This is a genomic window from Faecalimonas canis (assembly GCF_054601575.1).
The window spans coordinates 1-11,317 of sequence record NZ_BAAHSI010000048.1 but is presented as its reverse complement, the minus strand read 5'-3'; the positions used below and the strand labels follow the sequence as shown (position 1 = coordinate 11,317).

General features: G+C 31.4%; 8 protein-coding genes and 1 CRISPR repeat array. All 8 genes read left to right on the top strand.

What is annotated here, in order from left to right; genetic code table 11:
- Positions 1–682 precede the first annotated feature (682 nt).
- The gene (locus tag ACYPXO_RS10905) at positions 683–1,375 is read left to right on the top strand and encodes a CRISPR-associated endoribonuclease Cas6 (RefSeq protein ID WP_459640601.1); all 693 of its coding nucleotides are present in this window, start codon (positions 683–685) and stop codon (positions 1,373–1,375) included.
- A 12-nt stretch (positions 1,376–1,387) separates the two neighbouring features.
- Positions 1,388–3,142, top strand: a complete 1,755-nt coding sequence (locus ACYPXO_RS10900) for a CRISPR-associated protein (protein WP_459640600.1) — start codon at positions 1,388–1,390, stop codon at positions 3,140–3,142.
- On the top strand, positions 3,135–4,052 hold the full coding sequence (locus ACYPXO_RS10895) for a type I CRISPR-associated protein Cas7 (protein ID WP_459640599.1): 918 nt from the start codon (positions 3,135–3,137) through the stop codon (positions 4,050–4,052). Before ACYPXO_RS10900 ends, ACYPXO_RS10895 begins: the two co-directional genes overlap by 8 nt.
- Positions 4,053–4,055: 3 nt before the next feature.
- Positions 4,056–4,826 (top strand): type I-B CRISPR-associated protein Cas5b, encoded by a 771-nt coding sequence (cas5b, locus tag ACYPXO_RS10890; protein ID WP_459640598.1) that lies wholly within the window; start codon positions 4,056–4,058, stop codon positions 4,824–4,826.
- Positions 4,827–4,914: 88 nt separating this feature from the next.
- A complete protein-coding gene (gene cas3, locus ACYPXO_RS10885) occupies positions 4,915–7,467 on the top strand; it encodes a CRISPR-associated helicase Cas3' (RefSeq protein ID WP_459640597.1) in 2,553 nt (850 codons plus the stop codon).
- 15 nt (positions 7,468–7,482) lie between these two features.
- Positions 7,483–7,974 (top strand): CRISPR-associated protein Cas4, encoded by a 492-nt coding sequence (locus ACYPXO_RS10880; RefSeq protein WP_459640596.1) that lies wholly within the window; start codon positions 7,483–7,485, stop codon positions 7,972–7,974.
- A gap of 12 nt (positions 7,975–7,986) precedes the next feature.
- Positions 7,987–8,985, top strand: a complete 999-nt coding sequence (cas1b, locus tag ACYPXO_RS10875) for a type I-B CRISPR-associated endonuclease Cas1b (protein WP_459640595.1) — start codon at positions 7,987–7,989, stop codon at positions 8,983–8,985.
- A complete protein-coding gene (gene cas2, locus ACYPXO_RS10870) occupies positions 8,986–9,276 on the top strand; it encodes a CRISPR-associated endonuclease Cas2 (protein WP_459640594.1) in 291 nt (96 codons plus the stop codon).
- Between the two features lie 175 nt (positions 9,277–9,451).
- A CRISPR array of direct repeats spans positions 9,452–11,242; the repeat unit is 30 nt; unit sequence GATAAATAAGAACATGAGATGTATTGAAAT.
- Positions 11,243–11,317 lie beyond the last annotated feature (75 nt).

Genomic DNA, 11,317 nt, shown 5'->3' with positions numbered 1-11,317 from the left:
TATTTATATTCTAACACCACTTCCTCCTATTTAGAACTAAGGTATTAGATTTAATCGATAATCTTTTCCGTACTATTTTTAAGGAATTTGTTTTTATATGAAACTCCATTATTACATATATTTTCTTTTCTTTTAAGAAGGAGTAATATTTCTTTTTTTTCAGGTATTTGTTACTAATTCTTTGGTTTCCCCCTTTTTTATTTAAGATTACTATATGATGATTAGTTTGGGAAGCATTTCTTATAGAAATATTTGACTACTTAGAACAGTTTGTTTTATAATAGTAGATATTTGAGGTGGCAGATAGGAATAGATGCTGTAAGTATAAAGTAGGAAGTTCTCAGGATAATTACAGATATGGAAAGTGAATTTGATATAGACTCTGAGAAAGAGGAGATAGAACTTTATACTGGGGAAAATATATTATGGAATTCCGATAGATGGAACAAAAAGAATAATATTAGAAGTTAAATAATAACGCGAGGCGTATTGAAATATAGTAAATAAATATTTGGTTTTAGATAAATATAAACATATGATGTAAAGCAGTAAAATAATGAAAGCAATGTTATGGTACAAAAAATTCAATAGTAAATAAATATTTATATTGACAAATGTAATGAGGAAGAGTATATTGAGATTAAAGAAAAGGACGATACAAAAACAAAAGGAGGACACAAGGATGACGGTATTTGAGATAAGGCTTAAAGTATTTTTACTTAAAGATATTCCGCTCAATCGTGTACAGACAAAAATATCCGCATTTTTTGATAAGGGATTTTTGGAAGACAAAGAACTATCGAAATTTCATGAAACGAATTGTTATAAGTGTTATAGCCACGATTATCTTTATCCACTGGAAAGAGATGGGGGGTATAAAAAGGGGAAAATCTATACAGTGACAGTTCGGACAATTGATAGGAAACTTGCGAAATATTTTAGTGAGATTTGTGTAAATACTTATACAGAAGAGATGAAAGGATTGACGTCAGAGATAAGGATTATTCCACAAAAACATATAGAATGTTTGTATACTTTAACTCCGGCCATAATGAAAGATGCTCGTGGTTATTGGCGGAAGTATATGAGTTTATTCGAATATGGAGAACGGTTAAAGGTGAACTTAATAAAAAAATGGAATGAATTTGAGAATGAGAAATTAGATGAAGATTTTGAATTTTACACGATGATTGATTTTTCAAATAAAGTTCCGGTAGCGATGGAATATAAGAATATTAAATTGCTTGGTGATAAATTTTGTATTCATATTTCAGATCACCCTACTGCACAGCAACTCGCACATATGGCTATTGGAACAGGCATGTGTGAGATGAACAGTCGCGGGGCGGGATTTGTGAATTACAGATGGTTATAATAGGAGGTTCCTATGTTAAAAGAGTGTTTAGAAGTATTTGAAGAAGTGTTAAATAAGGAGCGAGAAAGAGGGCGAGACATTATATTGGATTCGTATATGTTAGCAGATGGAACGTATATTTTTGTTGATAGACAGGGGAATATTAAGGAGAGTATAGAGGTTAAGTTAGATAGGAAAGCAAGGAAACTTCAGACGAGTAATTCTGATATAGAAGAGGCTTGTTTTTATGATTACCATAGCAGATTAGTCTCTATGAATAAACCTGTTGACAGTAAAAAAGTGATTCATTCTAACAATTACTATTCTTTTTTTGTCAAGAAAGACAGTATTGTTACAAAGAAATTGACAGAAGAAATTATTGATGGATATTATGAAGTGTTAAAAAAACCTTTAGAACAAAAATATAAGAAATCTAAAGAGGCTAGTAAAATATATGAACTTTTTGAAGAAACAGAGGGTTCCGTTCAGATTGATGAATTAGAGAGAAATAAGCAATGGATTAAGGAACATATTTTTCATTTAGAAAATGTGGATTTTAGCAAAAAGGATTATTTGAAAATATTTTTTGAAACGGAGCATGAAAATATCGAGAGAGAAGAAAGAAGATATTTACTTCCTAATATTTACAATAATAATGACTATAATGTAGAAATAGAAAATAAAGTATATGGTCTTCCGGATAATAATTTGGGAATGAATGCGAAGAAACCATATCTTGCTGCAAAGACGAAAAAAATTCCGGTATCATACTTGTTAGATGGGGATAAAGTTATATTGCAAAGGGAGTTTTTTGATTATCTGATGAATTTGGCTTCAAAGGGAAAGTATGATGTGTATGTGGATACGGTGGAAAGAAAGATTAGATCGTATTATCCTGAGGAAGATCCGCAGAATGTAGAAGCAGGGTATTATTTGAGAATAAAAAAAGGAAAAGAGCTGGAAATACAGTGTCAGGATAATATTACAGGATTTCGTCAGGAATTGGAAATACCGTTTGATTTTCAAAATATAATTTGTTTTCAAAATGAAAAACACCCAGAATATATGGACAAGTATGGAAGATATTATACAAGAGTGCAAGTCGGAAAATTAATTCATGAAGTCTTTTTTTCGAATTATCTCGAAAGCAATTATCGTGTAGATGCGAGTGAGATAAATATTAAAGACGGAGTATTAAAAAATAGTATTATTGCATCGAGGGATACTATTTTTGGCTGGGTCAGAGAAGGAATTGACCAGAATTTTTTCACAGTCATAAAAAAGGTGTCATTGGATTTAATAAAAGGAAGTATTTTAAATGGGTATCGGGAGAGGGCTTTGTGGCAGTTGAATTTACGGTGGTCATTTGAAGAGTATTTTTTGAAAGGAGAAGGGAACATGGAGAAAAGGAAACAGGAAATAGTAAAAAGTGTGAAGAGAAAAGTTTGCGAAGGAAAAGAAACATGGCTGGAAAACGATGATGAATATTATTATGCTGTTGGACAGATGGCGGCATTTTTAATTTCTTTGAGTAAATCAAAAAACAAAAAGCAGTCACTGATAAATCCGTTTTTAAATGCAAAGAAAGATGAAGTGATTAAATTAAAACTTTTGCAATTATATAAAAGATATAATTATGCAATTTTATATGGAGCAAGTCGCATAGGACGTATGATGACATTGGTGGAAGAATATAATCCGAGTGGCAGGGTTGATCAGGATATGATTATTTTTGGATTTTTAAATCAAAATCTTATTTACACAAAGGAGGAGAAGAGTTATGAATAAGAGAGTGTACGGTGTATTAGGAATTTCATCAATTATGGCAAATTGGAATGCGGATTTTTCAGGATTTCCAAAGACAACAAGTGACGGAGAAGTATTTGGAAGTGATAAAGCATTGAAATATCCAATGAAAAAAATGTGGGACAATGAAGGGGAAAAGGTTCTGTATATTAAATCAATGAAAATATCTGAGCCAAGTAAAAGCGGAGAAATATCTTTAATGCCTAAATCTTTAAGAGAACGCTATGAGTTTTTATATGAGGGAAGTGACTTAAAAGACGTAACAGTTGTTTTGAAAAATCTGATGAACTGTGTAGATGTTAAAAATTTTGGTGCTACTTTTGCGGAAGTTGGAAGTAATATTTCAATTACAGGAGCAGTACAGATTGGTCAGGGGTTTAATAAGTATGCAGGAACAAACGCGGAAGAACAGCAGATTTTATCTCCTTTTAGAAATGATGAAGATGCTAAAAATTCTACTCTGGGAACAAAAATTGTGAGTAATGAAGCGCACTATTTTTACCCGTTTGTGATTAATCCAATGGCATATAAAGAATTAGTAGAATTAGGGGTAACAGAAGGATATACGGAAGAAGATTATCAGAATTTTAAACGAACATCACTTGTATCTGCCACATCATTTGCAACAAACTCGAAGGTAGGATGTGAAAATGAATTTGCACTATTTGTTGAGACAAAGGCGGACACATACTTACCAAATTTATCTGAGTATATTCAGTTTGAAAAAGGAATAGAAAAGAATGTAATAAAAGTAGAGTGTTCGGAATTGTTAAAAGAATTGGGAGAAAAAATTGAAAGAGTGGATATTTACTATAATCCGCATACAACTATTTTAGAAGGAGTATCTGAAAATATGCAGCAATATGATATCCGCACACAAAAAGAGGTGTAGTCGATGGAAATACTGCGATTTAATTTGAGTGGAAATACTGCTTTTTTTAAAAAACCAGAAGTAAATACATATTACTATTTTACTTATGGAAATATTCATAAAGTGGCGTTGCTTGGAATGTTTGGTGCGATATTGGGATATGGCGGATATATGCAAATGAGTGGATTTGAACGCGAAAAGAAAGTGAAATTAACAGAAAAGTTACCTGAGTTTTATGAGAAATTACAGGATTTGCAACTTTCCATTCTTCCTAAAAAAGAAAAAGGATATATAACAAAAAAAGTTCAGATCTTTAATAACTCCGTAGGATATGCTTCAAAGGAGCAAGGAGGAAATTTAGTTGTAAAAGAACAGTGGTTGGAAAATCCGGAGTGGGAAATTTGTCTGTTGATAGATTCAGAAGAAGCACAAAAAATAAAAGAAGCAATTTGTGAAAAAAGATGTGTTTATTATCCTTATTTGGGGAAAAATGATCATCCCGCAAGCATCAGTAATGTTGTGGTGGAAGAAGCCACAGTATGTGATTTTGAATTAGGCGGATTGGACTGTCTTTCTCCGGTTGAATTTGTTTCAGTAGCAGATTTAGATTTTGATGATAAAGAGGAGTTGGATTTATTTGGAACTTTTCAATATAAGGAAGCGTTGCCATATACATTGCATAAAATTACAAATCTGTATGAACTAAAAACTTTTTTATATACAGATGAAGCCGTAAATGTAAATAGGAAAAAAGTTTATGAACTGAGTGACGGAAAGAAAATTATATTTTACTAAAAGTGTTAAAAAGTAGAATACAGATTGACGGAAACTGGAGGCCTGCTAGAAAAAAAGGTCTCCTTTTTGTAAAAGAGGAGAAAAGAGATTGGAAAACGTATATACACTTGTAAAGGAAATACAGAAATATTATGCACACATCGAGAGTGATGATGAGGGGAATGTTATTAGACAGGAATTATTAACAGAGCACCTTGACTGTACAATAAAATATTTTCAAATATTGGCGAGAGAAAAATGTTTGGAAAAAATGTTGAGCAGATTTATTAAAGAAATGTTTGGGGAACTTTCGGCGGTTGGAGTACAGTTTTTGGAAAAAATGATAAAGGGAATTCCTTTATTTCATGACATGGGAAAAATAAATCCGGATTTTCAAAAACAGGCAATGAGCAATCGAGAAATTACAGAGAAAAATATGTTTGCTCATATGGGCAAAAAACATTCTTTAATATCAGCGGTTATGTATATTGATTATTATGTACAAGAACTTAAAAAGGAAGTAAAAGAAAAAGAGGATAAACAGAAACTCCGACCATTGATTATTTATCATGCCTATGTAATTGCCCAGCATCATAGTGATCTTAAGGATTTTCAAAAGTTCCAATCTTCGTTAATAGAAGGTGAGGGAAAAGATATATTAGATATATTTTGTGAAGGAAAATGTGAGAGTTATCAGAAAAAAATTGCTTTAACAAATAAGGAATTGCTGAATGCTTTGAGGGAAATGAAGAATACAGATTGGAGCAGAGAAAAAAATATAGTGCTATATACCTATGTAAGATTGTTATATTCTTTTCTTGTAGCAAGTGATTATTATGCGACAACAGAATTCATGGCGCAGAAGGAAATTAAGCAATTTGGAAGTTTGAATGAAATTGATAGATGGTTAGATATTTATGAAAAGACAGATGTAATGAAAAGTGTAAGAACTTACCAGAGAGAGAAATATCCCAAACCGATGGAGAATATAAAAAAGGAAAATATCAATGATCTTAGAACGGAAATATTAACGGAGGCGGAATGTATTTTACATGAAAATGTAGAATCTTCAATATTTTATTTAGAAGCGCCCACAGGAAGTGGAAAAAGTAATACAGCGATGAATCTTAGTTTTCAGTTGATAAAAAAACAAAAAGATTTGCGAAAGATTTATTATATCTATCCATTTAATACACTAGTGGAACAAAATATGGATAATCTAAAAAAAGTTTTCGGCAACAATGAAGAGATTTTGGAGCAAATTGCTGTAGTAAATTCCTTAACGCCAATTAAGATAACTCAAAAAGCAAAAGAGAAAGAAGAGGAAACGGAGCAAACATTTTATTATCAAAAAGCATTGTTGGACAGGCAATTTTTAAATTATCCAATGATTATCAGCACTCATGTCAGTTTGTTTGACATAATGTTTGGATACACGAGAGAGTCTGCGTTTGGATTTCACCAGTTTATGAACAGCGTAGTTGTCTTAGATGAAATTCAAAGTTATAAAAATAAAATATGGGGTAAAATGATTTATTTTTTGAAGGTATTTTCACACTTATTAAATATGAAAATTATTGTTATGTCAGCCACACTACCGAATTTAAACGTTTTGTGTGAGAGTGCATCTCAAACAGTTCAATTAATGCAAAACAGAGATAAATATTTTTCCCATGTATGTTTTAAAGAGAGAGTCAAGGTATCTTATGAACTGTTAGAGTCTGATAATATAAAAGAGGATTTGTTGGAACATATATTGAATAAGGTTTCTGAAAAGAAAAAGATATTAGTGGAATTTATAAAAAAGGATTCTGCATCTGAATTTTTTGAATGTTTAAAAGAAAGAAAAGATTTATTGTGTGATGTGGAATATATGTCGGGTGAAGATAGCATTATGGAGCGTAGTAGAATGTTGCAGCGGGTAAAAAAGAGCCAAAACGGAATTATTTTAGTTGCAACACAGGTTGTAGAAGCAGGTGTAGATATTGATATGGATATAGGTTACAAAAATATATCGAAATTGGATAGCGAGGAGCAGTTTATGGGAAGAATTAATCGTTCCTGTTTACGCGAAGGGGAAGTTTATTTCTTCAAAGTAGATGAACCTGAAAAAATATATAAAGACGGAGATGTGCGGATTGATAAACGCTTTACTGTAGAAAATACGGAGATGAGAGAAATCTTAATATCTAAACGATTTTCATTATATTATGAGAAAATATTAGATGTTTTAAAAAGAATTGTAGATAATTCTTCAGACGATGAAGGATTAGATTCATTTTTTCAAGATGAGGTTGGAAAAATGAATTGGCCTAAAATTGCAGGTGCAATGAAATTAATTGAAGAAGATACATGGAGTATGTCCGTATATCTCGCCCGAAAAATAACAGAAGAACTAGATGGCAAAAAGGTATGGCAGGAATATGTGAAATTATTGGGAGATTTCAGTATGGACTATGCTGAGAAAAAAGTAAAACTTTCCCAGATTATGAGCAAAATGAATTGTTTTATTTATCAAATAAAGAAAAATCCGAATTTAATCTATAATGATAAAGTAGGTGAGATTTTTTATATAGATGATGGTGAAAAGTATTTTAAGGACGGAAAGTTAGATAGAAAAAAGATTCAGGGAGAGATAGGAGAATTTATAAATTTTGTATAGAAAGAAGGTTAGATTATGAAGGTAAATGGAACGCTAATGAATTACTATTTCCATTGTAAACGGCAGTGCTATTTGTTTGGAAATAGAATGAATTTGGAGGATAACAGTGAAGCAGTAAAAATAGGGAAGGCAATTCATGAGGAACGTGCAGAACAATGCAACACAGAAATTGCAATTGAAAATATCCGATTGGACAAACTGACAGCAGAATATTTGACAGAGGTTAAAAAGTCAGATGCGGATATAGAAGCATCTAAGTGGCAACTTATTTTTTATTTAAAAGTACTGAAAGATAAAGGAATAGGCAGAAAAGGGAAATTAGAGTTTGTGGAGAAAAATAAACAAAATAAAAAGACAATAGTTTTAGAGTTGACGGAAGAGGTGGAAGAAAAATTGCAGCAGTATATATATGAAATTGAGGAATTACTAATGCAGGAAGAGGTACCTCCGGTATTAGATAAGCCTAAATGTAAAAAATGTGCATATTATGAGTATTGCTATATTTGATGGAGGGATAATATGGGAAGTACAAAATATATTTCTTCGATGGGAGAGTTGACACGAAAAGATAATTCTTTATGTTTTAGAAAAGACGGAAAGAATGTCTATATTCCAATAGAAAATACAAAAGAAATTTATTGTTTAAATGAGATAAGTCTTAACAGTAAACTTTTGGATTTTTTGGGACAAAATCATGTGGTGGTTCATTTTTTTAATTATTATGGCGGATATAGTGGAACATTTTATCCAAAAGACCAATACATGAGTGGAAAGTTATTGGTTAAACAGGTGCAGAAGTTTGAAAATGATAGGTTGAAAATTGCAAAAGCAATTGTAAAAGGAATAGGAATCAATATATATGAAGTTTTATACCACTATTATAAACATGAAAAAAAGGAAGTAAAACCGACAATTGATTGGATTAAAAAAGAATTCTATAAAAATGTAGAAGATGCAGAAAATATTAAGGTACTTATGTCTGTAGAAGGTGAATTATGGTCAAGATTTTATAGTTGTTTTGAATATTTTCTTCCAGAAGATTTCGTTATGAATAAACGTGTAAAAAGACCACCGGATAATCCTATAAATGCAATGATTTCTTTTGGGAATACGCTTCTTTATACAAAAACGATTTCAGCAATTTTTAGAACACATTTAGATCAGCGTATTAGTTTTCTGCATGAGCCGTCAGAAAATAGGTTTTCTTTAAGTTTAGATATTAGTGAGGTGTTTAAGCCAGTAATTGTATATCGAACAATTTTTGACTTAGTAAACAATCGTAAAATACAAGTCAGTAAGCATTTTGAAAAGAAAGTTAATTATTGTTTACTTAATGAGGAAGGAAGAAAAATATTTATAGAGTCTTTTGAAGGAAGGATGGAGTCTGTATTTCAGCATCCAATTTTAAAGAGAAAGGTTACATATCGTACGGCGTTGAAATTGGATTGTTATAAATTGATTAAGGAAATTATGGAAGATAAGGATTTTCTTCCGTTTAGTTTAAAAGGAGGGTATTAAGTGGCAAAAAAGATAAATTATAATTATGCTTTTGTGTTTTATGATGTTGGTGAAAAACGGGTTCAAAAGGTGTTTAAAGTGTGCAAAAAATATTTATCCCATTTTCAAAAGTCAGTTTTTCGAGGTGAAATGACACCGTCGAAATTCATTATGCTTCGACAAGATTTGAAGAAGGTAATTAATGAAAAGGAGGATTTTATTTGTATTATTAAATTGATGAATGAAAATGTTTTTGGTGAGGAAGTTTTGGGAATGGGAGAAGTTGAAAATGGGGAAACTTTAATACTATAATTTACCAGGCGATGTGGAGTGAAAAATACTGGAAATTCAATGAAATTAAGGGGGAAGTAGAATAATTCTATGAAAAGTTGAGAAAGAAACAGGAGGTTGGTAAAAAAGCAAGAAAACGTTGAAAAATCAAGGAAAGTTGCGTATTATATAAAATGAGAAGGGCGTAAAAGCGTTGGATAAATAAGAACATGAGATGTATTGAAATGCGTGAAGTTAATGATTTAGTTCAGGCAGGGTTAAAGATAAATAAGAACATGAGATGTATTGAAATTCATAATCTAATACCTCCTCGCATATTAATAGCACCGATAAATAAGAACATGAGATGTATTGAAATAGCGAGTTGCCCATTCACGGGAATAATCTAAACGAGATAAATAAGAACATGAGATGTATTGAAATGGGGACACGCAAGGGACAACAGCGGGACAGTCGGGGATAAATAAGAACATGAGATGTATTGAAATCTTTCAGCAGTAACTACAACAAGAAGACCTACAAGCGATAAATAAGAACATGAGATGTATTGAAATAGTCATGGGAAGAAAGGATAGAAGAACGGAAGAAAGGATAAATAAGAACATGAGATGTATTGAAATCTTCGGATAATACAATGTTCTTACTTGGTTTAATTGATAAATAAGAACATGAGATGTATTGAAATTGACAGAAAAGAAACTTTTTGACGGTGCTATCATCGATAAATAAGAACATGAGATGTATTGAAATTGAAAAATCGGATAAAGGAAAGAAACTTGCGGAAGATAAATAAGAACATGAGATGTATTGAAATGTTTTTTAAGTTTAAAGTGGAAAGGCTAAAGGGTTCGATAAATAAGAACATGAGATGTATTGAAATACAAGGTTCGTTTACAGACACATCCGAATATCCCGGATAAATAAGAACATGAGATGTATTGAAATATTTCTTCAATTCCCTCTTCTTGAAGTTTCTGTAAGATAAATAAGAACATGAGATGTATTGAAATAAATTTAAAATGCAAAAACATGGCACTTGACATTCGATAAATAAGAACATGAGATGTATTGAAATTCGGCTGCTAAACAAAACCTTGTGTGGATAACTACAGATAAATAAGAACATGAGATGTATTGAAATATTGACGAAAGTTATAGGTTTCCAGCCGCACTCCGATAAATAAGAACATGAGATGTATTGAAATTTACAAGTCCTCCACCAATTCTTTTAAATGCCATGCGATAAATAAGAACATGAGATGTATTGAAATTGCCATCTGCATAGTTTAAACCATTCCCCTTATACGATAAATAAGAACATGAGATGTATTGAAATATCTTTCCAACATACAAACCGAGCATAGATAAGAAGATAAATAAGAACATGAGATGTATTGAAATACGGATATGGTGACGAGTACAAACAATACACAGACCGATAAATAAGAACATGAGATGTATTGAAATGAGGGTGCGGACCAAACATTCCCTACAAGGATTTGCGATAAATAAGAACATGAGATGTATTGAAATTGTGCAGTTAAAGTTTTTGCCAATTCTTCGTCCGTGATAAATAAGAACATGAGATGTATTGAAATAGGTCAGTAGAGCATTCTTCTTTTGTGTAAAATCCGATAAATAAGAACATGAGATGTATTGAAATTTTTATGAATTCGAGTTAGCAATATACGTTTTTATGATAAATAAGAACATGAGATGTATTGAAATGCCATTTTATGATAAAATGTTGAATTTAATAAACGATAAATAAGAACATGAGATGTATTGAAATTCGATGTAATAATTGGCGAATATCTTCCTACAGGATAAATAAGAACATGAGATGTATTGAAATTACTTCTATCTCCCGTGTTAAATAATCGGCTATCACGATAAATAAGAACATGAGATGTATTGAAATTCCCAAACCCGAGCATACAGGAGGTACGGACGGAAAGATAAATAAGAACATGAGATGTATTGAAATTACCACGGTGGGTGGTGTTATGTAAACCCACTATAGATAAATAAGAACATGAGATGTGAGACCGTTTCAAGTTTT